General features: G+C 54.7%; 24 protein-coding genes and 1 pseudogene. 10 read left to right on the top strand and 15 right to left on the bottom strand.

What is annotated here, in order from left to right; translation table 11 throughout:
* Window positions 1–13: 13 nt before the first annotated feature.
* From btuD to AAGR22_RS09830, 13 genes and pseudogenes are all read right to left on the bottom strand, one after another.
* Window positions 14–760 carry a vitamin B12 ABC transporter ATP-binding protein BtuD gene (gene btuD / locus AAGR22_RS09890; protein ID WP_345831391.1) on the bottom strand — a complete coding sequence of 249 codons (747 nt, stop codon included), beginning with the start codon at window positions 758–760 and terminating at the stop codon, window positions 14–16.
* Window positions 761–1,306, bottom strand: coding sequence for a glutathione peroxidase (locus AAGR22_RS09885; RefSeq protein ID WP_067703519.1), 546 nt, complete (start codon window positions 1,304–1,306; stop codon window positions 761–763).
* A 40-nt stretch (window positions 1,307–1,346) separates the two neighbouring features.
* Window positions 1,347–2,330 carry a vitamin B12 ABC transporter permease BtuC gene (gene btuC / locus AAGR22_RS09880; protein WP_345831390.1) on the bottom strand — a complete coding sequence of 328 codons (984 nt, stop codon included), beginning with the start codon at window positions 2,328–2,330 and terminating at the stop codon, window positions 1,347–1,349.
* Window positions 2,331–2,414: 84 nt separating this feature from the next.
* A complete protein-coding gene (gene ihfA / locus AAGR22_RS09875; protein ID WP_017802142.1) occupies window positions 2,415–2,714 on the bottom strand; it encodes an integration host factor subunit alpha in 300 nt (99 codons plus the stop codon).
* Between the two features lie 4 nt (window positions 2,715–2,718).
* Complete coding sequence (gene pheT / locus AAGR22_RS09870; protein ID WP_345831389.1) at window positions 2,719–5,106, bottom strand: phenylalanine--tRNA ligase subunit beta; 2,388 nt, start codon at window positions 5,104–5,106, stop codon at window positions 2,719–2,721.
* 15 nt (window positions 5,107–5,121) lie between these two features.
* A complete protein-coding gene (gene pheS / locus AAGR22_RS09865; RefSeq protein WP_067703510.1) occupies window positions 5,122–6,105 on the bottom strand; it encodes a phenylalanine--tRNA ligase subunit alpha in 984 nt (327 codons plus the stop codon).
* A 151-nt stretch (window positions 6,106–6,256) separates the two neighbouring features.
* A pseudogene (locus tag AAGR22_RS09860) lies at window positions 6,257–6,298 on the bottom strand (hypothetical protein).
* Window positions 6,299–6,430: 132 nt separating this feature from the next.
* Window positions 6,431–6,787, bottom strand: a complete 357-nt coding sequence (gene rplT / locus AAGR22_RS09855) for a 50S ribosomal protein L20 (protein ID WP_013201905.1) — start codon at window positions 6,785–6,787, stop codon at window positions 6,431–6,433.
* 63 nt (window positions 6,788–6,850) lie between these two features.
* Window positions 6,851–7,048 (bottom strand): 50S ribosomal protein L35, encoded by a 198-nt coding sequence (gene rpmI / locus AAGR22_RS09850; protein WP_004157374.1) that lies wholly within the window; start codon window positions 7,046–7,048, stop codon window positions 6,851–6,853.
* A 97-nt stretch (window positions 7,049–7,145) separates the two neighbouring features.
* Window positions 7,146–7,697 (bottom strand): translation initiation factor IF-3, encoded by a 552-nt coding sequence (gene infC, locus AAGR22_RS09845; protein ID WP_073980966.1) that lies wholly within the window; start codon window positions 7,695–7,697, stop codon window positions 7,146–7,148.
* Between the two features lie 3 nt (window positions 7,698–7,700).
* Complete coding sequence (gene thrS, locus AAGR22_RS09840; protein ID WP_067703506.1) at window positions 7,701–9,629, bottom strand: threonine--tRNA ligase; 1,929 nt, start codon at window positions 9,627–9,629, stop codon at window positions 7,701–7,703.
* Between the two features lie 331 nt (window positions 9,630–9,960).
* Window positions 9,961–10,716, bottom strand: coding sequence for a DUF481 domain-containing protein (locus AAGR22_RS09835; RefSeq protein WP_067703503.1), 756 nt, complete (start codon window positions 10,714–10,716; stop codon window positions 9,961–9,963).
* 360 nt (window positions 10,717–11,076) lie between these two features.
* A complete protein-coding gene (locus AAGR22_RS09830; protein ID WP_345831577.1) occupies window positions 11,077–12,168 on the bottom strand; it encodes an ABC transporter substrate-binding protein in 1,092 nt (363 codons plus the stop codon).
* Between the two features lie 176 nt (window positions 12,169–12,344).
* On the opposite strand from AAGR22_RS09830, the gene ghoS reads away from it, so the two are divergent.
* Window positions 12,345–12,635 (top strand): type V toxin-antitoxin system endoribonuclease antitoxin GhoS, encoded by a 291-nt coding sequence (ghoS, locus tag AAGR22_RS09825; protein ID WP_345831388.1) that lies wholly within the window; start codon window positions 12,345–12,347, stop codon window positions 12,633–12,635.
* 115 nt (window positions 12,636–12,750) lie between these two features.
* On the top strand, window positions 12,751–13,635 hold the full coding sequence (locus tag AAGR22_RS09820; protein WP_067703497.1) for a fructosamine kinase family protein: 885 nt from the start codon (window positions 12,751–12,753) through the stop codon (window positions 13,633–13,635).
* Between the two features lie 92 nt (window positions 13,636–13,727).
* Here the strand turns inward: AAGR22_RS09820 and AAGR22_RS09815 are convergent, their stop codons facing one another.
* Entirely contained in the window at window positions 13,728–14,267 is a 540-nt protein-coding gene (locus AAGR22_RS09815) for a YniB family protein (RefSeq protein ID WP_345831387.1), read from the bottom strand.
* A gap of 161 nt (window positions 14,268–14,428) precedes the next feature.
* On the opposite strand from AAGR22_RS09815, the gene hxpB reads away from it, so the two are divergent.
* The 6 genes from hxpB (at window position 14,429) to AAGR22_RS09785 (ending at window position 22,177) form a co-directional block, all read left to right on the top strand.
* A complete protein-coding gene (hxpB, locus tag AAGR22_RS09810) occupies window positions 14,429–15,115 on the top strand; it encodes a hexitol phosphatase HxpB (protein ID WP_067703492.1) in 687 nt (228 codons plus the stop codon).
* A gap of 105 nt (window positions 15,116–15,220) precedes the next feature.
* The gene (locus AAGR22_RS09805) at window positions 15,221–15,811 is read left to right on the top strand and encodes a metal-dependent hydrolase (protein WP_067703490.1); all 591 of its coding nucleotides are present in this window, start codon (window positions 15,221–15,223) and stop codon (window positions 15,809–15,811) included.
* 164 nt (window positions 15,812–15,975) lie between these two features.
* Window positions 15,976–17,373, top strand: coding sequence for an L-cystine transporter (locus AAGR22_RS09800; protein WP_345831386.1), 1,398 nt, complete (start codon window positions 15,976–15,978; stop codon window positions 17,371–17,373).
* A gap of 242 nt (window positions 17,374–17,615) precedes the next feature.
* Window positions 17,616–19,880, top strand: a complete 2,265-nt coding sequence (gene katE, locus AAGR22_RS09795) for a catalase HPII (RefSeq protein ID WP_067703485.1) — start codon at window positions 17,616–17,618, stop codon at window positions 19,878–19,880.
* 419 nt (window positions 19,881–20,299) lie between these two features.
* Window positions 20,300–21,631 (top strand): MFS transporter, encoded by a 1,332-nt coding sequence (locus tag AAGR22_RS09790; protein WP_345831385.1) that lies wholly within the window; start codon window positions 20,300–20,302, stop codon window positions 21,629–21,631.
* 129 nt (window positions 21,632–21,760) lie between these two features.
* Window positions 21,761–22,177: a DUF6515 family protein gene (locus tag AAGR22_RS09785; RefSeq protein ID WP_067703479.1), complete on the top strand. Its 417-nt coding sequence runs from the start codon at window positions 21,761–21,763 to the stop codon at window positions 22,175–22,177.
* Between the two features lie 61 nt (window positions 22,178–22,238).
* Here AAGR22_RS09785 and osmE read toward each other — a convergent pair whose 3' ends face one another.
* On the bottom strand, window positions 22,239–22,574 hold the full coding sequence (gene osmE / locus AAGR22_RS09780) for an osmotically-inducible lipoprotein OsmE (protein WP_067703476.1): 336 nt from the start codon (window positions 22,572–22,574) through the stop codon (window positions 22,239–22,241).
* Window positions 22,575–22,816: 242 nt separating this feature from the next.
* Here osmE and nadE point away from each other — a divergent pair, with 242 nt between their 5' ends.
* Both nadE and cho read left to right on the top strand, forming a co-directional pair.
* Window positions 22,817–23,644, top strand: a complete 828-nt coding sequence (gene nadE / locus AAGR22_RS09775; RefSeq protein WP_067703473.1) for an ammonia-dependent NAD(+) synthetase — start codon at window positions 22,817–22,819, stop codon at window positions 23,642–23,644.
* 194 nt (window positions 23,645–23,838) lie between these two features.
* A complete protein-coding gene (gene cho / locus AAGR22_RS09770; RefSeq protein WP_345831384.1) occupies window positions 23,839–24,702 on the top strand; it encodes an excinuclease Cho in 864 nt (287 codons plus the stop codon).
* Window positions 24,703–24,768 lie beyond the last annotated feature (66 nt).

Raw genomic sequence — 24,768 nt, 5'->3', positions numbered from 1 at the left:
ATTCTAAGGTTAATCAGAGGAATGTGGTGAGAATTTCCTGGTTCTCAACCTTCAGACGACGAAAAGGCAACTGGTAAATCTGGCTGAGCAGATCGGGTTGAAGCACCGCTTTCGCCTCACCCTGGCAGATCATGTTACCCTCTTTCATCAGCCAGACGTGCTGGGCATGGTGCAGCGTATGATTGATGTCGTGGCCGCTAACCACCGCCGTCAGCCCCGCCGCCACCCGCTCTGCCAGATAGCGGTCCAGAACGGCCTGCTGCGCAAGATCAAGCCCGGTCATTGGCTCGTCAAGCAGCAAAAGCCTTCCTTCCGGCTGCGATATCTGCGCAAATATTGCCACGAGCCTGACCCGCTGCCACTCGCCACCGGACAGGTTGCTCAGCGGGGAGGCCAGCTTCTGTTCCAGCTGAAAGCGCTGGCACAGGGCAAGTAGCGTTCGGTCTCGTTCTTCCAGGCTGGGGGGGTGGGACTGGTGCATGCTCAGATAATGCCAAACCGGCATTCTGCCCGAAAGCGCCTGCTGCTGCGAAAGCCAGGCACGCTGACGCGCCAGCACGGCGGGAGACCATTCACCTATCGGACGGCCCGCCAGCATCAGCCGCCCACGAGCGGGAAGCAGTCCGGCCAGACAGGCCAGCAGCGTACTCTTCCCTGCGCCGTTTGGCCCCAGCAGATGGATCAGCTCCCCCTGCCCTACCTCGGCATCAAAGGGAGCAAGGCGCTGCGCTACCGCAACGCCCTGGCACTCAAGCAGCACTTATTTTGCCAGCGCCAGCTTGATGCTCTCCATCACGATGGGATCTTCTGGCTGCATATCCGGTGCGAAACGCTGCACAATGGTGCCATCACGCCCAATCAGGAATTTCTCAAAGTTCCACAGGATATCGCCAGGGGCTTTGGGTGCCTGCCCTTTGCTGCTTAACTTCTCCAGAAGACCGCTGTTTTCCGGCTCAACCGCCTCGGGTTTGGCGGCGATCAGCTGCTGATAAAGCGGGTGACGATCGGGCCCGTTGACCTCCGTTTTGCTGAACATCGGAAAGGTCACGCCGTAGGTGGTGCTGCAAAACGTTTTGATCTCATCATCACTCCCCGGCTCCTGGCCCAGAAACGCATTGCAGGGAAAGCCCAGTACCGTGAAGCCCTTGTCATGCCAGGCTTTATGAATGTTTTCCAGCTGTTCGTACTGCGGGGTCAGGCCGCATTTAGAGGCAACATTGACGATCAGCAGTACATTACCCTGCCATTTCGCCAGTGAGGTCTGTTCGCCATCCAGCGTGGTCAGTTTTGTGTCGAAAATACTCATCAGTTTTTCCTGTTTAAGTGGGAAGGTTCAGGCCCTGATTTCAGGGACGGTTTCTCAATAGTAGCCAGATAAATAGGGGTGCGCCCAGCGTAGCGGTTACCACCCCAACGGGAAGCTCTGTGGAGGCAAGCGCCAGGCGAGCAAGGATATCTGCCGCCAGCAGTACGCTACCACCACCCAACGCACAGGCAGGAAGCAGAATACGATAATTGCTGATGCCATTGAGGCGCAGGATATGCGGTATGACCAGACCAATAAAGCCGATAGCACCGGCCAGCGCAACGCCAGTGCCGGTTAGCCAGCCGATAGCGACCACCAGCAGGTTACGCCAGAGCACCAGCGGCAACCCCAGCTGGCGCGCAGACATCTCGCCCAGCGCCAGCAGGTTGAGCACCTGCCAGCGCGAGCATAGCCAGAGCAAAACCGGCACCTGTGCCAGCATCAGCCAGCCGTTTCGCCAGTCAATACCGCTAAAGCCCCCCATCATCCAGTACATAAGCTGGCGCAGGTCCAGACTGGTACTGAAACAGACCAGCCAGGTCATTGCTGCACCCCCTATTATACCCAGCGCAACGCCCGCCAGCAGTAACCGACTGTTGGAGAGCTGTTTACGCGACAGGTGCAGCAGAATCAGCGTAACGCTTAACGCCCCAAGTACCGCAGCAACGCTAAGCTGCCAGATGCCGTCGGCACCGGCGAACATTGCCACCACCAGGCCGACACCGGCACCGTTAGAGACGCCCAGCAGCCCCGGCTCGGCCAGCGGATTGTCAAACAGAGCCTGCATCACTGCCCCCGTGGCTGCCAGCGACGCCCCCACCAGCAGCACAGCCAGCGAGCGTGGCAGACGCAGCTGCCAGACGAACAGCCGGGCGTCAGGATCCATCCAACGGTCAGGCAAAATCCAGCGGTCACCTGCGCACAGGCTGAGTATCAGCATCAGCAGAGCAATCAGGGCCAGCGCGCCCAGCCAGCGCCTATCGTGCCGTCTGGCACGTTCCCGCAGTAGAGATAACGACGTCATCAGCGTAATTCAGGACCCGCAGAAAATAGTTCGTGGCTGATAATGAAAAAGGCCGCATAAATGCGGCCTTTTATAGTGCAGGGATTAATCTTCTTTTGGCGAAGCGTTCTCAACCCGGCTTTTAAGCTTCTGCCCCGGGCGGAAAGTCACTACCCGACGTGCCGTAATTGGAATATCTTCACCGGTCTTAGGGTTACGTCCTGGACGTTGATTTTTGTCGCGAAGGTCGAAGTTGCCAAAACCTGACAGTTTGACCTGTTCGCCATTTTCCAAAGCGCGGCGTACCTCTTCGAAAAACAGCTCTACCAGCTCTTTGGCATCCCGCTTGCTAAGCCCCAGCTTCTCAAACAGGTATTCGGACATTTCAGCTTTTGTAAGCGCCATAGGTTCAATCCCTCAAGGATGCTTGGAATCGCTCTTTCAGTGCCTCTACACATCCTGAAACGGTAGCGGCAATCTCATCTTCTTCGAGTGTCCGGCCGGTATCTTGCAATATCAGGCTGATAGCAAGGCTCTTAAAACCTTCTTTAACGCCCTTACCGCGGTACACGTCAAACAAGTTTACGCCAACTACCTGATTTACGCCAACTTTCTTACACACATCAATAACATCTGCTGCCGGGACGCTTTCAGCCACCACAATGGCGATGTCGCGGCGGTTAGCCGGGAAGCGTGAAATCTCGCTCGCGTCAGGCAGGACGCGGTTTACCACCCTGTCCCACTTCAGCTCAAACAGGACGGTACGACCGTTAAGATCCAGTTTCCGTTCAAGTTCCGGATGCACCACACCGATATAACCAATGCGTTGATCGTGCAAATAAATTGCCGCGCTCTGGCCCGGATGGAGTGCTGGAGTGGCTTCAGCACGAAACTGAACGTCGTCCATTTTGCCCGTTAAATCCAGAACCGACTCTAAATCACCTTTCAAATCATAGAAGTCTACCGCCTGACGCGCCAGATCCCAGTGTTCTTCATTTCGTGTACCGGTGATCACACCCGCCAGCATAACATCCTGACGAACGCCAAGAGGTGCCGCTGTATCAGGCACAAAGCGCAGACCGCTTTCAAACAGACGCACGCGGCTCTGTTGACGATTCTGGTTATTCACCACCGCCGTCAGCAGGCCGGTCCACAGTGACAGGCGCATCGCCGACATATCGCTGGAGATAGGGCTGGGCAGAATCAGCGGTTCCACACCCGGATGCAGTAGTGCCTGGATCTTAGGGTCGACGAAGCTATAGGTAATCGCTTCCTGATACCCTTTATCAACCAGCAGCGTCTTAACACGTTTTAGCGACAGGCTGGCTTCATTATGACGGGTCATGATCAGACCTGCCTGCACCGGCACATCTGGAATATTGTTGTAGCCATAGACGCGCGCGACCTCTTCTACCAGGTCCTCTTCGATTTCCATATCGAAACGCCATGACGGCGGCACCGCTTTCCACTCACCGGCGGCAACGCTCACGTCACAGCCCAGACGACGGAGAATATCGGTCACGGCCTCATCGGCAATCACGTGACCAATCAAACGATCCAGCTTTTCACGGCGCAGCATAATCGGGGCACGCGCGGGCAGGCTGTCCGGGCTGGACACATCGATAACCGGGCCAGCCTCACCGCCGCAAATGTCCAGCAGCAGGCGCGTTGCCCGATCCAGCGCACGATATTGCATCTGAGGATCAACGCCGCGTTCGTAGCGATGAGAGGCATCGGTGTGCAATCCGTGACGACGGGCGCGACCGGTAATCGACAGCGGGCTGAAGAATGCACACTCAAAGAGCACATTAGTCGTCTCTTCATTCACGCCGGAGTGTTCGCCACCGAATATCCCGGCCATGGCCAGCGCTTTTTGATGATCGGCAATCACTAAGGTATCGGCGTTCAGTTTTGCCACTGTTCCGTCAAGCAGCGTCAGGGACTCACCCTCTTCCGCCATGCGCACCACAATACCGCTTTCGATGCGATCCAGATCGAAAGCATGCATTGGCTGGCCCAGCTCAAGCAGAACGAAGTTAGTGATATCCACAACCGGATCAATAGAGCGAATGCCGCAGCGGCGCAGCTTCTCCTGCATCCACAGCGGGGTGGCTGCCTTAACGTTGATCCCTTTGATCACGCGGCCCAGATAGCGCGGGCAGGCATCCGGGGCATCCACGCGGATGGGGAAGCTCTCCTGGAGGGTTGCCGCTACTGGCGTAATGTCAGGCTCAGTGAGGGACATTTTATTCAGCACGGCCACGTCGCGCGCCACGCCAATAATGCCCAGGCAGTCGGCACGGTTAGGCGTTACGCTTATCTCAATGGTGCTGTCGTCGAGCTGCAGGAATTCACGGATATCCGTGCCTGGAACGGCATCAAACGGCAGCTCAATAATACCATCCTGTTCAACGGAAATGCCCAGCTCAGAAAAGGAGCACAGCATCCCTTCGGAAGGCTCGCCGCGAAGCTTCGCGGCTTTGATTTTGAAATCGCCAGGCAGTACCGCACCCACGGTGGCCACGGCCACTTTCAGACCCTGGCGACAGTTGGAGGCACCGCAGACGATATCCAGCAGACGGTCGCCGCCAACGTTAATTTTTGTCACGCGCAGCTTATCGGCATTAGGATGCTGGCCACATTCGACCACCTCACCCACCACCACGCCGTGGAAAACGCCGGCTACCGGCTCTACGCCGTCAACTTCCAGACCTGCCATGGTAATTTGTTCTGACAGTGCCGCGCTATCAATGGCCGGGTTAACCCACTCACGTAACCAGAGTTCACTGAATTTCATTGGTGTTACCCGCCCTTATTTAAACTGTTTGAGGAAACGTAAATCATTTTCGAAGAAGGCGCGCAGATCGGTTACGCCATAGCGCAGCATGGTCAGACGCTCCATGCCCATACCAAAGGCAAAGCCTGAATAGACTTCAGGATCGATGCCTACGTTGCGCAAGACGTTGGGGTGCACCATGCCGCAGCCCAGCACTTCCAGCCACTTACCGTTTTTACCCATCACATCCACTTCTGCGGAAGGCTCGGTAAACGGGAAGTAGGACGGACGGAAGCGAATCTGGAGATCCTCTTCAAAGAAGTTGCGCAGGAAGTCGTGCAGCGTTCCCTTCAGATTGGTGAAGCTGATATTTTTGTCTACGATCAGCCCTTCCATCTGGTGGAACATCGGGGTATGGGTCTGATCGTAATCATTACGGTAGACGCGGCCCGGGGCGATAATGCGGATTGGCGGCTGCTGATTTTTCATGGTGCGGATCTGCACCCCAGAGGTCTGGGTCCGCAGCAGGCGAGTGGCATCAAACCAGAAGGTATCATGGTCAGCACGCGCCGGATGGTGGCCCGGAATATTCAGCGCATCAAAGTTGTGGTAGTCATCTTCAATTTCAGGGCCGGTTTCCACCGCAAAGCCCAGTTCACCGAAAAAGGTTTCGATGCGATCGATGGTGCGGGTAACCGGGTGTAAACCGCCATTTTCGATGCGGCGTCCCGGCAGCGAGACGTCAATGGTCTCTTCCGCGAGGCGCGCATTGAGGGCAGCAGACTCCAGCGTGTTTTTGCGTTCGTTGAGCGCTTCCTGCACCTGCTGTTTGGCATCGTTGATCACCGCACCGGCGGCAGGTCGATCTTCTGCTGGCAGCTCGCGCAGCGTGGTCATCTGCAGCGTCAGATGCCCTTTTTTCCCCAGATATTCAACGCGTACCGTGTCTAACGCGGCAACATCATGGGCATCAGTAATGGCCGCTTTCGCGTTCGCCACCAGTTCTGCGAGATGTGACATGCTTTCCTCTTCTTCCAGCCATCAGAGCTGGTTTGTTTTTATGGGGACGAGGTGTCGTCCGTTATTCGCTTCGCCAGAAATAGAAAAGCCTCCACGAGGGAGGCTTTTAGCGCGATTTTTCGTTTCTTCTCTTTGCGCCAGCCCCCGATCCTCAGGTGCTAAAGTAAAAAAAGAAACGAAAATAAGCGTTCATGCAGGTGTTACCTTGTGGATTTAAGGGGCCTCATGTTCCCACGCCATACTGGCTGCCCGGGGTCAGAGAACGGAATTTGTGACGATATCGCGGATAATAAAAGAGGGAGACGAGCTCCCTCTTCCACCTGACTTACGCCAGAGCTGTTTTCGCTTTTTCAACCAGTGCTGTGAAAGTCACTTTGTCGAATACGGCGATGTCAGCCAGAATCTTACGGTCGATTTCGATCGAAGCCTTTTTCAGGCCATTGATGAAACGGCTGTAAGACATACCGTTAGTGCGGGCCGCAGCGTTAATACGCGCGATCCACAGCTGACGGAACTGACGCTTACGCTGACGGCGGTCACGGTAAGCATACTGACCAGCTTTGATAACAGCCTGGAAGGCAACGCGGTAAACACGTGAACGTGCACCGTAATAGCCTTTAGCTTGTTTTAAGATTTTTTTGTGACGTGCGCGAGCAACTACACCACGTTTTACACGAGCCATTTAGCTCTCCTGTTTAATATTCTGTTTTACCCGATGTGACTCGGGTACTAAAAAAGGGACTACTTATGCGTAAGGCAGGCAGGCAATAACCAGACCCAGATCGCCTTTAGATACCATGCCTTTAGGGCGCAGGTGGCGTTTACGCTTAGTCGATTTTTTGGTCAGAATATGACGCAGGTTAGCGTGTTTACGCTTGAAGCCACCAGAGGCGGTCTTCTTGAAGCGCTTAGCCGCGCCACGTACAGTTTTAATCTTTGGCATTTAAAACATCCACTTCGCATTGTTAATAAAATGAATCAGACAGGCGAATAAAAAGCCGCACGGCACGAAACCGCGACGGCTTTTATTACTTTATGGCCTACTGCTTCTTCTTCGGAGCGAGCACCATGATCATCTGACGTCCTTCAATCCTTGAAGGGAAGGATTCAACAATAGCCAAATCCATGTCTTCACACAGATCTTTACGGACGCGGTTAAGCACTTCCATGCCGATCTGCTGGTGCGCCATTTCACGACCGCGAAAACGCAGCGTGATTTTGGCTTTATCGCCCTCTTCGAGAAAGCGAACCAGGTTGCGTAGTTTTACCTGATAGTCGCCATCATCGGTTCCAGGGCGGAATTTGATTTCCTTAACCTGAATAACTTTTTGCTTTTTCTTCTGTTCTTTAGAAGATTTGCTTTTTTCATAAAGGAACTTGCCGTAATCCATGATACGACAAACGGGCGGCTCGGCGTTAGGGCTGATTTCAACTAAATCAACACCTGCTTCTGCTGCTTTTTCCAAAGCTTCATCCAGACTGACAATGCCAATCTGCTCGCCATCGATGCCCGTAAGACGAACCTCAGTGGCGCGAATTTCTCTGTTAATGCGATTAGGACGCGCCGGTTGAACTCTTTTTCCGCCTTTAATACCTTATTCCTCCAATTGATGAAGATTGCGACTGCGTATTTCTGCCTGCAGCTTCGCGATTACGTCATTTACGTCCATGCTTCCCAGGTCTTTACCACGGCGGGTGCGAACGGCAACTTTGCCTGCTTCCACCTCTTTATCACCACAGACCAACATATAAGGGACACGACGTAAAGTGTGCTCACGGATTTTAAAGCCAATCTTCTCGTTTCTCAAGTCCGCTTTTGCACGAATGCCCGCATTCTGCAATTTTCGGGTCAATTCTGCAACATATTCGGACTGGCCATCGGTGATATTCATCACCACAACTTGTACAGGAGCCAGCCAGGTAGGGAAGAAACCGGCATACTCTTCGGTAAGAATACCGATAAAGCGCTCCACTGAACCCAGAATTGCACGGTGAATCATCACCGGCACCTGACGCTCATTATTTTCGCCCACATAAGAGGCGCTCAGACGACCCGGTAAAGAGAAGTCCAGCTGGACCGTGCCGCACTGCCAGGCACGATCGAGACAGTCATGCAGGGTAAATTCAATTTTCGGACCGTAAAACGCGCCCTCACCCGGCTGATAGTCAAACGGAATGTCGTTCTCCTTCAGCGCGGCAGCCAGGTCGGCTTCAGCACGATCCCACTGTTCATCCGTACCAATACGCTTCACCGGACGGGTTGAGAGCTTGACCGCGATTTTTTCGAAGCCGAAGGTACTGTACATGTCGTACACCATCCGGATGCAGCTATTCACCTCGGTACGCACCTGCTCTTCTGTACAGAAGATATGGGCATCATCCTGGGTAAAGCCGCGTACGCGCATCAGGCCGTGCAGCGCACCGGAAGGTTCATTACGGTGGCAGCTACCAAACTCAGCCATTCGCAGCGGCAGGTCGCGGTATGATTTTAGACCCTGATTGAAAATTTGCACGTGACCAGGACAATTCATGGGCTTGATGCAGTATTCACGATTCTCCGAGGAGGTGGTGAACATTGCTTCCTTGTAGTTTTCCCAGTGTCCGGTTTTTTCCCACAGCACGCGGTCCATCATCAGCGGACCTTTCACTTCCTGGTAGTCATACTCGGTCAGCTTGCTGCGAACAAACACTTCCAGCTCGCGAAAAATGGTCCAGCCGTCATTGTGCCAGAATACCATACCCGGTGCTTCTTCCTGCATATGATACAGATCAAGCTGCTTGCCAATTTTCCGGTGGTCGCGCTTTGCAGCCTCTTCCAGCCGCAGCAGATAGGCCGCCAGCTGTTTTTTATCCGCCCAGGCAGTACCGTAGATGCGCTGCAGCATTTTGTTATTGCTGTCGCCGCGCCAGTAGGCACCGGAGATTTTCTGCAGTTTGAAATGGTGACAAAAGCGCATATTCGGCACGTGCGGGCCACGGCACATATCCACGTATTCCTGATGATGATACAGGCCCGGATGGTCATCACGGCTGATATTCTCATCAAGAATGGTCATCTTGTACGTTTCGTTACGGGCAGCAAAGGCGTCACGCGCTTCCTGCCAGCTCACTTTCTTCTTGATGACGTCGTAATTCGTTTCGGCCAGCTGATGCATACGCTTTTCGAGCTGTTCGATATCTTCCTGAGTCAGAGTGCGGTCAATATCAACGTCATAGTAGAAACCGTTATCGATCACCGGGCCAATCGCCATTTTGGTATCAGGCCACAGCTGCTTGATGGCATGCCCCAGCAGATGAGCGGTTGAGTGACGAATAATTTCCAGACCCGCTTCGTCTTTTGCGGTAATTATCGCGACACTGGCATCGGCAGTAATGGGATCGACGGCATCTACCAGTTCACCGTTCACGCGGCCAGCAATGCAGGCCTTCGCCAGGCCCGGACCGATATCCTGGGCAATGTCCATCACGCTGACGGCGTGGTCGAAAGTACGCTGACTTCCATCAGGAAGAGTAATAACAGGCATCATACATCCTTAATTGCAGTGGTAACCCATACGCAAGGCTACATACAAAAATGAGTTAATTCATATACTTCAGACCATGGTGACTTGAAACCGACTCACAGTTGTCAGTTTGGTCCCAGCCTGGTACACGGGTAAAACGTTTCTTTCAGCAAAAACGCCTTAAGGGCGAACATCTTACACGCTATGACCCCCAGGTCAAAGAAAGCGAAGGCAGAGTTTTTTTAGTTTGCAATAAAAAGAGTCAGTGAGGGGAAATAACGGAGAAAGAACGGACTACAGATTAGCGGGCCGGCACTGCCGACCCGTCACAAAAACAGCGAACCGGGACGGTTTACATGGCGTAGGACAACATGACGGTCGTCTTGGTATCCGTTTTATCCGGCGCAGAGGAAGGTGGATTCTGGTTCCAGGTGACGTTGTAAGCTACCTTCAGCGAGAAGTGCTGGTTAATAGCGACCTGCAGGCCCGTTTCGGAGTTAACAGTGGTGTCATCACTGCCCAGTACCGATACACCCTGAATGAACTTAGTGGTATCTGTCAGCTGCCACTGATAGCTCAGCGCGCCGTATGCCAGGGCCTGCGTTTCACTGCCACCGTCGTGGTAGTCGTCATAGCGTACGCCCGGGCCGGCTTCTATGCGCAGTGAATGCACGGGACCGTTAAGCAGTTGGCGACCATAACCGGCTACCAGAATTGAGCGGCCGTCATACCCGTTAAAGCGGTCGCTGAGCCAGCTTGCCTGACCGAACAGGTAGTCAAAGTCGGTCATGTTGTAACGCGTACGTCCACCCAGCTGATAGGTTTCAGAAGAGCGTTCGTCGTTAGAAGAGGTGTTACTGGCGCTGCCCCACAGGCTGTATGCTGTTTTTGGCTGATACCAGGTCATGGTGGTATTAGCCGTCAGCGAGGAGCTGGTAGTGTTTCCGGTCTGAGCCAGATAACCCGCAGAGGCATTGCCATCGAAAGATTTCTTCGCCGTGGAGGGATCATCCATGACCGTAAAGACGTTATTGTCCGCGAGCGCCTGGTGGCACAAAGTTCCGCAGGAGAGCAAAAGAGCTACAGACAGCTTGTTAAAGGCTTTCATTAAATGTGATCCGTACGACAGTTTGAGATGAGTGAGTCTGAAGATTTTTAAAAGACGATCAACGCAATTTACGGAAATAATCGTAACATTTTGTTTGATCGCTCTTTTAACTAAGCAACCTGTCAAAAAGGTGTTCTGAATGAGAGAAGTCTGATTAACGTCGCGTAGTATAAAGGTTAATTGAATGCTTTACAGCCAGCAGTAAATAAGATTTATTCCGCAAAAGTGAAAATAAAGTGTCTGGATGTTACAAGGTGTCTCGGCTGACGGAATAATTCTCACACCCTGTTTGGGGTTTAAAATGGACGCGGCAGAACCACCGTTTTACACCACTGGCCCTGTCGCGCCCCTGTTGCTGCCCTATTTTGCCGGGGCCTGTGCGCCTAACACACCTTCCCCCAGTGGGACTGCGGTAAAGTGGGTGACAATTTCTTTCCAGGTGTTAGCCGGATCGAGCGTGGCAAATTGCTGCGGGTAGATAAACTTCGCCAGATACTCCAGCCCAACAATATTGTAGGGGTGGTTATAAAAATTATGGTAAATGCCGTAAAAGCGGTTATTGCTGATGGCGGAGACCTGTGAAAAACCGGGCCGCTGCTTCATTTTGTCGAAAGCGGCGTTAACCTGATTTTGCGTGACGTTGTAACCGAAAGGAATAGCAGCATTATTTTTACTCGCCCACTGCGAACCCGACACGATATAAACATCCGGTTTAAGCGAAATCACCTTTTCCAGGGAGATATCGCCAGTGGCACCCGGCAGCAGGCCGGTAGCGAGATTTTTCGCGCCTACGGCTTCGACCATTGCGCCCCAGCCGACGTTAGCATGGGTAAAACAGCATGATTCCAGCCCGCCCAACCCGGCCTTTGCTTCAATAAAGACCCGGGGCTGTGGCGTAACACGGCGGGTTGCGGAAAGGATAGCCTGATAGTGGCGCTGATAGAAATCCGTGTAGGCGCGGGCTTCCGACTCACGGTTAAGTGCGATGCCCAGCAGGGTGATACTTTTGGGAGTATCCTTGACCGGATCCTTAAAGGTGTCGATAAACAGCACGGGGATACCAAGCTGATGCATTTTATCCAGCACCCCGGTCTGGCTAAGTGAAGGTTTGGCGCGAAGCTGGGCGATCATTAAGTCGGGATGCAGGGCAACCACACTTTCCAGATTGACATCCCCTTTATCACTGAACCCCATATCAACAATTTTCTGCGCAGCGGGCCACTTCTTCGCCATCAGCTCCCAGGTCGGGCGGTCGCTTTTTTTCAGCAGGTTATTCCACGCCACCAGGCGCTGAAAGGGGTCATCGCGGTCCAGCAGCGCCAGCGCGAGGATGTCGCGACCATCCTGCAGAACAACCCGCTGCGGCTGATGAGAAAGGGTGACCTGCTGCCCGTCGCTGTCGGTCAGCGTGACCGGGAAGGTAGTCGCAAAGGCTGGAACGGCACAGGCCATCAGGGCGAAGGTGGTAGCAAAACGAGCAACAGACAGCACATCAGACTCCAATAACTCTCGGGATAAGGGCGAAGATAATAATGATAATTAATTGCATTATCAATCAGCGCTTTCCGGCCTCCTCTTTTACGTCAGTGGGCTATGCTAAAACATTATGCTTAACAAAGAGGTGAATCATGAGTGCATTAGACGTCGAGCAGTATGTGGTGACTTTTCACTATCAGGAAGAGGGCCTGACCGATGTGCTGGAACTCACCAGCGCGCTGGTTAATGGGGGTTTTACCACCACGTTGCACGATAAAGAGGGTCATCCACACGAGCTGGGTACGAACAGCTTTGGTATCGTCAGCGCGCTGGAAAAGGATGCCGTGCGTGAACAGGCTGAGGGTCTGGGTGAGCTGGCGCTGGGCGACAAGCCTCAGGTGGTGATTCAGACGTGGCAGGAATTTTTAAAAGCGGACCAATAAATAATAATTAATCCGGTAAAAGTTGCTCTGGCCGTGCGCAAGCGCAGGTTTTGATTATTATTTAGGCGTTAACATCAGCGCATCCTGCAGTAAACAGCGAATGGGAGAAACCCAAATGTGGTCAGCCATTGGTCGTCTGTTAAATGAGCAGTTGGGTAACGCCGAAATCAGCCAGCGTACCGAGTTACCCGGTGGGGATATTCACCCGGCGTGGCGCATCCGCTACGGCGAATATGACGTATTCGTTAAGTGCAACAGTCGTGATATGCGGGATCTTTTCGCCTGGGAGGCCGAGCAGCTCCAGCTTCTGGCCCGAACACAAACGGTGCGCGTCCCTGCCGTGTATGGCACAGGCAGCGATCGTGACGTTAGCTTTCTGCTGCTGGAATACCTCCCACTCCGCCCGCTTGAAGGTCGGGATGCCCGGGAGCTTGGCAGTGCGCTGGCGCGTCTGCATCAGTGGAGCGAGCAGCCTCAGTTTGGTCTGGACTACGACAACAACATCACCACCTCCCCGCAGCCCAATAGCTGGCTTAAGCGGTGGTCACTCTTTTTCGCCGAGCAGCGCATTGGCTGGCAGCTACAGCTGGCGGCAGAAAAAGGGATACTCTACGGTGATATCGACCTGATTATTCGCTGCGCGCAGCGGGTTTTGTCTGCACATAACCCACAACCCTCGCTGCTGCACGGCGATCTCTGGCCCGCAAACTGTGCCGCCAGCGACCAGGGACCCTGTATTTTCGATCCCGCCTGCTACTGGGGTGACAGAGAGTGCGATCTGGCCATGCTGGCCTGGCATCCCGAACTTCCTGCTGAGATCCTGGCGGGCTACCAGTCGGTCTGGCCCCTGCCGGAAGATTTCGGCAAACGGCAGCCGGTCTATCAGCTCTACTACTTGCTTAATCGGGCCAATGTTTTTGGCGGTCACTGGCTGGCAGAAGCACAACGTGCGATCGGCAACCTGCTGGATGAGGATGCGGGAGAGGAGCAACGCGCTTGAACGGCCTGATGCCAGTGGTCGGCATGGCGTGTGCTGCATGGGTAAAAAGTGACACGCGTGAACGGCCTGATGCCAGACATCAGGCCGCTTGATCAATAAATAAAGCCCAGCAGCTTTAAGACAAAATAGCCCGCGACGGCAACGGCAATCGGCAGGATGTACAGGGGGAAAATCTGCAGGAAAATCGTATGCCGTGGAACCACGATTTTCTCTTCCAGCTGCTGCCGCGTTCGCCCTTCCGTGCCCCGGGCATTTTCCAGAATCAGCTGATCCTCGATCCCTTCCCGCAGATGGCGCGTCTGACGCCACATTCTTGCACCCGACGCCTGTAAAGCGAGACCGACAAAAATCAGCACATATATCACCCAGAAGGAGACGTTGCTGCCGTGATTGAAATCAGGCACGGGCGAATTTTCCCAGAATGACTTCAAAAAACCGGTATTGAAACGGATCATGTCGATCATGACGTGCGAGAAGTCCTGCATTACGGCATTAATCCCTTCTCGCTTCTCACGGCTTTGTTCTAAAAAACCCATCAGCGAAATAAGCGTGGAAATCAACGCCGGAATGAATACGATCCAGCCAGCAATGCGCTTAAGTACGGCAACTCTGCCAGCCTGTTGATAAGTCATGCTTTCTCCTGTCCTTCTGTGCCAGGGGTGTAAGTTTACCTTCAGGCAGCAAATGTGCCTGAAAAAAGTCGGCTTGTCCCTAATATTGACGAAAATAAGGCGATTTCACCCGCGAAAGCTTCATGCTACTGTGAGGATAACCGGTCAAATGGAGTGATAGAATGCCTTATTTTCGTCCTGTACTTGCGGCAATTTTCGATATGGATGGGCTGCTAATTGACTCTGAGCCGCTGTGGGATCGCGCGGAAAGGGATATTTTTTCCTCACTGGGCGTCGACCTGTCGCGCCGCAACGAGCTGCCGGATACGGTAGGGTTGCGTATCGATCAGGTGGTGAGGATGTGGTATGAAACTCTGCCCTGGCAGGGGCCGGATCAGCAGGAAGTTACACGCAGAATTATCGTGCGAGCGCAGGCGCTGATTGAGGAGACGCGCCCGCTGCTTCCCGGCGTAGAATCAGCGATAAAACTTTGTAAGGCTGAAGGACTGAAAATTGGCCTGGCGTCAGCTTCGCCTCTGCATATGCTGGAACGCGTGCTGCACATTTTCAACCTGCGCGACTATTTCGACGTGGTTGCCTCGGCAGAAACGCTGCCGTGGAGCAAGCCCCATCCGCAGGTTTATCTCAACGCTGCGGAAGGCCTGGGGGTGGATCCGCTTAACTGCGTAACCCTGGAGGACTCGTTGAACGGCGTCATCGCGACCAAAGCCGCCCGCATGCGCTCCGTGGTGGTCCCTGCTGCTGAACATGCCGCAGACCCGCGCTGGGCACTGGCTGACGTCAGGCTCTCCTCGCTGAGCCAGCTCAGTGCAGCACATCTCCACGGTAACCGCCTGAAGGAAAACTAATCCTTTTACCCCCTATTTATCTTTCGTTACAGCGTCACATATTTATTCTACTGTACATATCACCTATACTGGATGGATTGACAGCTATCCAGCCAGGTGTTTTCCATGACGGCCGAAGGCCATCTTATATTTGCGCTTGCCAGCGCTATTTTTTCCAAACGCGCCGAACTCACGCCGGTACTGGCTAACGGTGACTGGTGGCATATTATTCCGGCAACGCTGCTAACCAGCCTGCTGCCGGATATCGACCACCCTCAATCCGTGCTGGGCCGTCGTTTTCGCTGGCTTTCACATCCTATTGCCCGCGCCTTCGGTCATCGTGGATTTACCCACAGCCTGCTGGCGGTGATCGGAGGTATTGCGCTCTTTAACCTGAAAGTTCCGCAGCACTGGGTGGTGCCTGCCGATGCTTTTCAGGGCCTGGTACTAGGCTACCTGAGTCATATCGTCGCCGATATGCTCACGCCCGCTGGCGTGCCGCTGCTCTGGCCCTGTCGCTGGCGCTTCAGGCTGCCGCTACTTGCCAGCCAGAAGGGTAACCAGATGGAGCGAATTTTCTGCCTGGCGCTGGTCGGCATCGCCATGTGGTTCTCTCCCGGCATGCCCCCCTTTGGTGCAGACGGATGGCCAGCGCAGATGGTCAGCACGGTACAAAGTAACATTAATCGGCTAATTGATAGCCATGGTGCGCAATAACCCGTCATAAAACGACGATTGGTTATAACCCATTCCATTTGGATATATAGACACCCCGGATCAGCTGCTACCATGCACTCCAGGGCGCATTTGCGTGCGCAATAAAAAATAACGGTAATAGCGCGGTGCCTGATATAGCGCACCGCTTCATTGGAGATCTGGGGATGAACCTTCCATTAATCGCTAACCTTGCGGCATTTGTCGCCCTGTTAGTTATACTGGCTAAAAGTGGTAGCACCCGCTGGAGCCTGTCAAAAAAGGTCCTGCTGGGCCTGGTGACCGGTGTGCTGTTCGGCCTGGTCCTGCATACTATTTATGGCGCCGACAGCGCGACGCTGAAAGAGTCCATTAGCTGGTTTAATCTCGTCGGTAACGGCTACGTTCAGCTGTTGCAGATGATCGTTATGCCGCTGGTCTTCGCCTCAATACTCAGCGCCGTGGCCCGGCTGCATAATGCCTCCTCGCTGGGGAAAATTAGCGTATTAACGATTGGCGTACTGCTGTTTACCACCGCTATCTCTGCGCTGGTCGGCGTGTTCGTCACCTGGCTGTTCAAGCTGGATGCCGGCGGGCTGGTCCAGGGCGTGCAGGAAACCGCTCGCCTTGCCGCGCTAAAAAGTAACTACGTCGGCAAAGTTGCCGATCTCTCCACGCCGCAGCTGCTGCTCTCGTTTGTGCCAAAAAACCCCTTTGCCGACCTGACCGGGGCCAGCCCGACCTCGATTATCAGCGTGGTGATTTTTGCCGCCTTCCTGGGTGTTGCAGCCCTGCATCTGCTGCGGGATGATCGGCCGAAAGGCGAACGCGTGCTGGCTGCCATTGATGTTTTACAGGCCTGGGTCATGAAGCTGGTTCGCCTGATCATGAAGCTGACGCCGTTCGGCGTAATGGCCCTGATGACGAAGGTGGTGGCCAGCTCAAACGTGAGCGATATCGTTAAGCTCGGCAGCTTTGTCGTGGCGTCCTATCTGGGCCTGGCAATCATGTTCGCCGTCCATGCCCTGCTGCTCACCGTTAATGGCGTTAATGCTAAGCGTTTCTTTAAAAAAGTCTGGCCGGTCATCACCTTTGCCTTTACCAGCCGTTCCAGCGCCGCAACCATTCCGCTGAGCGTTGAGGCCCAAACGCGTCGCCTGGGTATTCCGGAGTCTATCGCCAGCTTTTCCGCCTCATTTGGTGCGACCATAGGGCAGAACGGCTGCGCGGGGCTTTATCCCACCATGCTGGCGGTGATGGTTGCGCCGACGGTGGGCATCAACCCATTCGACCCGATGTGGATTGCGACCCTGGTTGGCATCGTAACCCTCAGTTCAGCGGGCGTAGCAGGCGTTGGCGGCGGTGCGACCTTCGCCGCGCTGATTGTGCTGCCCACGATGGGCCTGCCGGTGACGCTGGTAGCGCTGTTGATCTCTATTGAACCGCTCATTGATATGGGCCGCACCGCCCTGAATGTGAACGGCTCGATGACGGCCGGCATGCTGACCAGCCAGTGGCTGAAGCAGACCGATAAAGCACTGCTTCACGCCGATGCAGAGCGTGACTTCGAGCTGGCGGAACGCTGACAGCCTGCTCCGTTGGGAGCCTACAGAACGCGAATATCCTCTCAGGGCTGGCCTCCGCCAGCCCTTTTTTTATCCCCGCCCCGCTTCCCCAGCCGATTTTTACCGCGCTATGCGCGTTTTATCATCCTTTATCATGTTTTAAACACGATTTTAAACACTTAACCCTGCTGTTTTAAGGCGTATCTCACTCACTGTTCTATAGTTACTGGAGTCTGAAATGACAACAACAGGAGTAAGTGAGAATGTCGAAAGAAACAGATAATAAGGAACTCAGCCACAACGCCCCGTCTACCGGGCCTGATTCAGCTAAACCCGGCATGGATTCGCTGGCGCCCGCAGATGGGTCGCATAAACCTTCGGCGGAACCTACGCCACCCGGGAAGGAGCCAACGGCTCCCGGTAGCCTGAAAGCCCCGAATACGCATAATGCCAAGCTTGATGCGCTGGAGTCCTTCCGCAAAGGGGGTGAAAATTTCCCGCTGACGACCAATCAGGGCACGCGTATTGCCGACGACCAGAATTCACTACGCGCGGGTACTCGCGGTCCTACCCTGCTTGAAGACTTTATCCTGCGCGAAAAAATCACCCACTTTGACCACGAACGCATTCCTGAGCGTATCGTGCATGCCCGCGGTTCTGCGGCACACGGCTACTTCCAGCCGTATCGTGATATGAGCGATATCACCAAAGCGGACTTCCTGCGCGATCCGGGTAAGCAGACGCCGGTATTCGTGCGCTTTTCAACCGTTCAGGGCGGTGCAGGCTCGGCGGATACCGTACGTGATATTCGCGGCTGGTCGACCAAGTTTTATACCGATGAGGGCGTGTTTGACCTGGTGGGCAATAACACCCCGGTGTTCTTTATCCAGGATGCTCACAAATTTCCCGATTTTGTCCACGCGGTGAAACCCGAACCCCATAATGAAATCCCTCAGGGACAGAGCGCGCACGATACCTTCTGGGACTATGTGTCGCTCCAGCCGGAAACGCTGCACAATGTCCTCTGGGCGATGTCCGACCGCGGTATCCCACGCAGCTACCGCACGATGGAAGGCTTCGGTATTCACACTTTCCGCTTTATCAATGCCGAAGGTAAAGCCACCTTCGTCCGCTTCCACTGGAAGCCGGTTGCCGGTAAAGCCTCTTTACTGTGGGATGAAGCGCAAAAACTCACCGGGCGCGATCCCGACTTCCACCGTCGCGATCTGTGGGAAGCCATTGAGGCTGGCGACTATCCTGAGTATGAGCTGGGCGTACAGCTGATTGCCGAGGAGGATGAGTTCAAATTTGACTTTGACCTGCTGGATGCGACCAAGCTTATTCCCGAAGAGCTGGTGCCGGTTGAACTCATCGGTAAGATGGTTCTCAACCGTAACCCGGATAACTTTTTTGCCGAAACCGAGCAGGTTGCTTTCCATCCAGGGCACATCGTCCCGGGGATGGATTTCTCCAACGATCCGCTATTGCAGGGTCGCCTGTTCTCCTATACGGATACTCAGATCAGCCGCCTGGGTGGACCTAACTTCCACGAGATCCCGATCAACCGCCCGACCTGTCCGTATCACAACTTCCAGCGTCAGGGCATGCACCGGATGGATATCGACACCAATCCGGCGAACTATGAGCCAAACTCGATCAACGATAACTGGCCGCGTGAGACGCCTCCAGCCCCGCACCGTGGCGGGTTTGAAAGCTATCAGGAGCGCATCGAAGGCCATAAAGTTCGCGAGCGTAGCCCGTCGTTTGGCGAGTATTACTCGCAGCCGCGCCTGTTCTGGAACAGCCAGACGCCGGTGGAGCAGCAGCATATTATTGATGCCTACTCCTTTGAGCTCAGCAAGGTGGCCCGTCCTTATATCCGCGAACGCGTGGTCGATCACCTGGTCCATATCGACGTCTCGCTGGCAAATGGCGTGGCAAAAAACCTGGGGATTGCCCTGTCCGACGAGAAAATGCATACCGCGCCGCCTAAAGACGTTAACGGTCTGAAAAAGGATGCCAGCCTGAGCCTCTATGCGGTACCCAGCGGGACCATCAAGGGCCGCCAGGTCGCGTTGCTGCTCAGCGATGGCGTATGTGCTGCTGACGTGCTGGCGATCCTCCAGGAGCTTAAAGCTCAGGGCGTTCACGGCAAGCTGCTGGCACCGCATATGGGTCAGGTACGCGCCGACGACGGTTCAGACCTGCCTGTTGATGCCACCTTCAGCGGTCTGCCGTCGCTGACCTTTGATGCGGTCATCGTCCCGGATGGCAACATTGATGCCCTGCTGCTGAGCGGTGATGCCCGCTACTTCCTGCTGGAAGCCTATAAGCACCTGAAGGTTATCGGGCTTAGCGGTGACGCCCGCCGCTTTAAGGCGCAGTTTGGCCTGGGCGACAGCGAACAGGAAGAAGGTATCATCGAAGACAGTAAGGCCGAAGGCGTGCTGATGAGCGAGTTCCTGTTGGCGATGGGTGCACACAGGATCTGGTCGCGCAGTCAGAAAGCACTGACCGTGCCAGCCTGACGGCATGGTGATATGGCACTTAATCGGGCGCAACGTTTCAGCCCGATTAAGTGTCGATTAAGCATTAAATCGGGCGACAGGTTTTCGCCCGATTTTTCATTCAGGAAAGCGTTAAACCCGCCCGATACCTTCTGCTCAACTCCCCCTGAAGTGGCCCGGCGTTAATCCGAAGCAGCGCCGCGCCGGGATGCCTTATGGTAAGGCAGGTAGTCTATGTGGAACGTTCTCCCACGGTGCAGCCAGCACCGCGTCAGACATCATGGTCAGGCCCATCGGGTGCCTCCCGGCTTTAACGTTAATTAAGTCGGTCACTTATCATCCGTTTATCACCCCGATATTGTCGGTCACTGACCATCCGCTATCACCCTGGCATTGATGTTGCTTATTTACCTTCACACCCGTTGTGCTGGAGATAAACCATGAATGCCACCCTGACCGTTAGCCGCTATCGCTACCGTATTTTCGCCATGCTGTTTTTCATCGCGCTGATCAATTACATCGATCGGGGGGCGCTCTCATTTGCGGCCAATGCTATCTCAACGGAATATCAACTCAGTAAGGTGCAGCTCGGCGCAGTGCTGAGCTACTTCGGTTTTGGCTATCTGCTGGGTTCGCTGTGCGGCGGTTTTCTTGCCGATCGCCTCGGCACCAGAAGAGTGTGGCTGATGGCGGGCGTCGCCTGGTCGCTGCTGGAGGTCGCTACGGCCTGGGCGGGTGATGTGGGGTTGGCGCTGTTTGGCGGATCGGCCATTATGGGGTTTGCGGTTATGCGCGTACTCTTTGGCCTGGCGGAAGGCCCGGCTTATGCCCTCATGAATAAGGCTATCGCGCACTGGTCGCCTGACCACGAGCGCGGAACCGCGCTGGGAATTGGTCTGCTCAGCACCCAGGTGGGCGCACTGCTCACCGCCCCGGTTGCCGTCGGCCTGCTGCTGCTCACCGATGACTGGCGAAGCATGTTTATTCTGCTGGGGTGCTTTTCGTTGATTGCCATGGTGATTTTTGCCCGCGTATTTACCGATACGCCCGAACAGCACCCCAAAGTTAGCCCGCAGGAGCGGATGGTCATCAGCTGCGGCCAGGCTGAGAAGGCCAGCGGCCCGCGCCTGCCCTGGTGGCGCTTCTTCAGCAATCGTACGCTGGTCTGTAACGCGCTGGGCTACTTCTCCTTTCTCTATATCACCTTTACCCTGGTAAGCTGGGGACCGAAATATTTGCAGGACAGCTTTCACTACGATTTGCACTCGCTCTGGTACGTCGCGATGATCCCATGGAGCGGCGCCTGCGTGACCGTGCTGTTGGGGGGCAGGATCGCCGATGCGCTCCTGAAACGCTTTAATAATCTGCGGCTGGCGAGGAACGTTTTTGCCGCCGTCACGCTGCTGATGACTGCGCTCTGCTTTATGGCGATCCCCTGGATGCCCTCACCTGCCACCATTATTCTGATGATGACGCTGGGCAATGCTCTGAACGCGCTGGTGAATAATGTGTACTGGTCGGTGGTAATCGACGTCACGCCAAAATCCACGGTAGGCACCTACAGCGGCATCACCCTGGCCATTGCCAATCTTGCTTCCATTACCTCTCCGCTGCTGAGCGGGTGGCTGGCGCAGCACTATGGTTACAACGCCATGTTCAGCGCCACTGCCGCCGTGGCATTTATCAGCATGCTGGCCATGACCCTGCTACAGCCGGAGAAGAAACTTCAGCCGGAAGTACGCTTTGCAACCCGCCAGGAGGGCGCAATATAAGAGGCATCGTGGAGGGAGCGTTAAGAATGCGTTAAGTGCTGTAAGCAGCGGACAACCGTGGCGATTCAGCGCTTGCGTTTTCGCTGGCCGGGCGTAATGTTAATCTCAGTCAGAACCAGGAGAAACCCTATGAAAAAGGTGCTCAGCGCTCTTTTCGCTGTAACATTACTTTCCCCAACGCTGGTCCTCGCGCAACCCGGCTGGGGTCCAGGACCAGGCCCTGGACCGGGCTGGCATCACGGCTGGGGCGGTGGGCCCGGCGGACACCGTGGCTGGGGCGGTGGGCCAGGCAGATTAAACTTTCTACCCGATGCCGCCGTGGGCGTGCTGATTGGTGGCCTGACTTACTATGCCCTTAACGGCAGTTACTATCAGCGCGCCAACGATAATACCTATGTGATGGTGCAGCCACCGGAGCAGCGCTATAGCGGCAGCATGCGTACGCTCGACTACAATGGCGACCGCTTCTACGTCCAGGATGGCCACTATTACCGTCGCGATATTGACGGCCGCTATCTGGAAGTTTCCCGCCCGCCCGGTCTGTAAAAGACAGGCAAAAAAAAACGGTCACCGAGGTGACCGTTTTTCATGTTATCTCAACAGGAATTTACTGCGAAACCTGCGGATCGGTGTCATATTCCTTACAGCTCTGGAAGCCGTAGTTCATTACGCGACCGGTATCGCTATAGCTAACGAAGTAGGTCTGTAATTTACCGTTACGCTCACCCAGAACATAGGTCTGGCAGGTACCGCGAGCGTGTACCATGGTAATTTCAGTTGACGCCGGGCCTGCGATATCACGAACCTGCTGGCGCGTCATACCCTTTTTAACGTCCTGTACCACTGGCTTGGTAACGTAACTTTCCGCGCGATCGTACGCCGAACAGCCCGATAAAACGGCTAAAACCACGGCAGCACCAATAGCTCCTGCAAACTTCTTCATGTTTTTATTCCTCTTTTATTTTCCATGTAAGCTTAAGCCTGGAACAGAAATGCTGATTTATCAACTTTATGGCAAAAAAAATCGCACTTTTTCCTCTCTTTATTGTCATGCAAGCCATGCGAATGACAGATAAAGGAAACATCAGAATTCAATCTTGTTGTTTAACGCCAGCCGCGTTAGCTTTAACGCAACCATTGAAAACACGGCTGCCTGCTTAAGGCAATGAATCTCAGGAGATACAAATGACTTTGCAACAGGAAATAATCGAAGCACTGGGGGTCAAACCTGTCATTGATGTTCAGCAGGAGATCCGCAACAGCGTTGAGTTTCTTAAGTCCTATCTCAGAACCTATCCCTTTATTAAAACGCTGGTGCTGGGGCTCAGTGGGGGCCAGGACTCTACCCTGGCCGGTAAACTGAGTCAGACCGCTATTTCAGAACTCCGTCAGGAGACAGGAAGCGCCGACTATCAGTTTATCGCCGTCCGCCTGCCCTACGGCATTCAGGCCGACGAACAGGATTGCCAGGACGCGATTGATTTCATCAAACCTGACCGCGTGTTAACGGTAAACATCAAAGAGGCGGTGCTGGCCAGTGAGAAAGCCCTGCGCGAGGCGGGCGTGACGCTGTCCGATTTTGTGCGGGGCAATGAGAAGGCTCGTGAGCGAATGAAGGCCCAGTACAGCATCGCCGGGGTGACCTCGGGCGTGGTGGTGGGAACCGACCATGCCGCAGAAGCCGTCACCGGTTTTTTCACCAAGTATGGCGATGGCGGCACGGATATTAATCCGCTGTTCCGGCTGAACAAAGGTCAGGGTAAACAGCTGCTGAAAGCGCTGGGCTGCCCGGCGCATCTGTATCTGAAACACCCGACGGCGGACCTGGAAGATGACCGGCCCGGCCTGCAGGATGAAGTGGCGCTGGGCGTCACCTATGAGCAGATCGACCACTACCTTGAAGGCAAAACCATTGCTGCCGATGCGGCAAAAACTATCGAAGGCTGGTATCTGAAGACGGAGCATAAACGCCGCCCGCCCATCACCATCTTTGACGACTTCTGGAAGAAATAATCTCGCACCAGTGAGTGACAAACTGAAGCCAGGGAAGCAGGTCATCGCCCCGGCTTCAGGCGTTATATCAGCATAATCCTGAGCATAGCCACGGCCGTTCGAACATATTTCTGGCGCACAATGCGCCAGGAGACGCTTTTTTATCCTCCCCGCCCCTGTTACACTGTACAAGTAACCAGTAACCGGAGTGCAATGTGGTCAGACGTGCAGCAGCTCAACGCCTGGAATTTGAACCAGCGGCTATCTATCAGTATCCCGAACATCTTCGCCCCTCACTTGCAGGGCTACCTTCACTCCCTGGGGTCTACACCTTTCACGGCGACAGTGAAACGATGCCGCTGTATATCGGTAAAAGCATCAATATCCGCAGCCGGGTCATGTCCCATTTTCGCACGGCGGATGAAGCCAAAATGCTGCGTCAGACCCGCCACGTCAGCTTTATTCAAACTGCGGGTGAGCTGGGCGCGCTGCTGCTTGAGGCGCAGATGATCAAGGTGCAGCAGCCGCTGTTTAATAAGCGGCTGCGCAAGAATCGTCAACTCTGTTCGCTGCATATCAGCCAGAACAAACCAACCGTGGTCTTTGCCAAAGAGCTGGACTTTTCGCACACGCCGGACCTGTTCGGACTCTATTCCAGCCGCCGGTCGGCGCTGGAGACGCTGCAAAAAATCGCCGATGAGCAGCAGCTCTGTCTCGCACTGCTGGGGCTGGAGAATCTGAGCCGCAACCGCGCCTGCTTCCGCGCCAGCCTGGGACGTTGTGCCGGTGCCTGCTGCGGTAAAGAGTCCCCCGAGGCGCATCATCAGCGCCTGCTGGCCGCGCTGGAACGCGTACGCGTACAGTGCTGGCCCTGGGAGGGTGCCGTCGGCGTGGTTGAGGAAGGCGTAAACCAGACGCAGATCCACATCATCAATAACTGGTTTTATCTGGGATCGGTTGAGGATTTGGCGATGGCAAAGGCGCTAACCTCGACGCCCAAAGGCTTCGACAGCGACGGCTATAAAATCCTCTGCAAGCCGGTCATTAGCGGAAAGTACCCGATAGTACCTTTGTATTAACAAAAAACCGCCGACGCTGCCCACATCCCATTGGCAGGGAGTGGGCAACGCCGGCGGTTTCTGTTT

The sequence above is a fragment of the Erwinia sp. HDF1-3R genome, from assembly GCF_039621855.1.
In the GTDB taxonomy this organism is placed as follows: domain Bacteria; phylum Pseudomonadota; class Gammaproteobacteria; order Enterobacterales; family Enterobacteriaceae; genus Erwinia.
The sequence above is the reverse complement of the archived record's forward strand: the minus strand, read 5'-3'. Positions and strand labels throughout refer to the sequence as shown.

What these genes read in the sequence shown, in the direction of transcription:
- AAGR22_RS09885 (WP_067703519.1), bottom strand. Translation starts at nt 1,306, where the DNA reads ATGAGTATTTTCGACACAAAACTGACCACGCTGGATGGCGAACAGACC.
- btuC (WP_345831390.1), bottom strand. Translation starts at nt 2,330, where the DNA reads ATGACGTCGTTATCTCTACTGCGGGAACGTGCCAGACGGCACGATAGG.
- ihfA (WP_017802142.1), bottom strand. Translation starts at nt 2,714, where the DNA reads ATGGCGCTTACAAAAGCTGAAATGTCCGAATACCTGTTTGAGAAGCTG.
- pheT (WP_345831389.1), bottom strand. Translation starts at nt 5,106, where the DNA reads ATGAAATTCAGTGAACTCTGGTTACGTGAGTGGGTTAACCCGGCCATT.
- pheS (WP_067703510.1), bottom strand. Translation starts at nt 6,105, where the DNA reads ATGTCACATCTCGCAGAACTGGTGGCGAACGCGAAAGCGGCCATTACT.
- rplT (WP_013201905.1), bottom strand. Translation starts at nt 6,787, where the DNA reads ATGGCTCGTGTAAAACGTGGTGTAGTTGCTCGCGCACGTCACAAAAAA.
- rpmI (WP_004157374.1), bottom strand. Translation starts at nt 7,048, where the DNA reads ATGCCAAAGATTAAAACTGTACGTGGCGCGGCTAAGCGCTTCAAGAAG.
- thrS (WP_067703506.1), bottom strand. Translation starts at nt 9,629, where the DNA reads ATGCCTGTTATTACTCTTCCTGATGGAAGTCAGCGTACTTTCGACCAC.
- AAGR22_RS09835 (WP_067703503.1), bottom strand. Translation starts at nt 10,716, where the DNA reads ATGAAAGCCTTTAACAAGCTGTCTGTAGCTCTTTTGCTCTCCTGCGGA.
- AAGR22_RS09830 (WP_345831577.1), bottom strand. Translation starts at nt 12,168, where the DNA reads ATGGCCTGTGCCGTTCCAGCCTTTGCGACTACCTTCCCGGTCACGCTG.
- ghoS (WP_345831388.1), top strand. Translation starts at nt 12,345, where the DNA reads ATGAGTGCATTAGACGTCGAGCAGTATGTGGTGACTTTTCACTATCAG.
- AAGR22_RS09820 (WP_067703497.1), top strand. Translation starts at nt 12,751, where the DNA reads ATGTGGTCAGCCATTGGTCGTCTGTTAAATGAGCAGTTGGGTAACGCC.
- AAGR22_RS09815 (WP_345831387.1), bottom strand. Translation starts at nt 14,267, where the DNA reads ATGACTTATCAACAGGCTGGCAGAGTTGCCGTACTTAAGCGCATTGCT.
- hxpB (WP_067703492.1), top strand. Translation starts at nt 14,429, where the DNA reads ATGCCTTATTTTCGTCCTGTACTTGCGGCAATTTTCGATATGGATGGG.
- AAGR22_RS09805 (WP_067703490.1), top strand. Translation starts at nt 15,221, where the DNA reads ATGACGGCCGAAGGCCATCTTATATTTGCGCTTGCCAGCGCTATTTTT.
- AAGR22_RS09800 (WP_345831386.1), top strand. Translation starts at nt 15,976, where the DNA reads ATGAACCTTCCATTAATCGCTAACCTTGCGGCATTTGTCGCCCTGTTA.
- katE (WP_067703485.1), top strand. Translation starts at nt 17,616, where the DNA reads ATGTCGAAAGAAACAGATAATAAGGAACTCAGCCACAACGCCCCGTCT.
- AAGR22_RS09790 (WP_345831385.1), top strand. Translation starts at nt 20,300, where the DNA reads ATGAATGCCACCCTGACCGTTAGCCGCTATCGCTACCGTATTTTCGCC.
- AAGR22_RS09785 (WP_067703479.1), top strand. Translation starts at nt 21,761, where the DNA reads ATGAAAAAGGTGCTCAGCGCTCTTTTCGCTGTAACATTACTTTCCCCA.
- osmE (WP_067703476.1), bottom strand. Translation starts at nt 22,574, where the DNA reads ATGAAGAAGTTTGCAGGAGCTATTGGTGCTGCCGTGGTTTTAGCCGTT.
- nadE (WP_067703473.1), top strand. Translation starts at nt 22,817, where the DNA reads ATGACTTTGCAACAGGAAATAATCGAAGCACTGGGGGTCAAACCTGTC.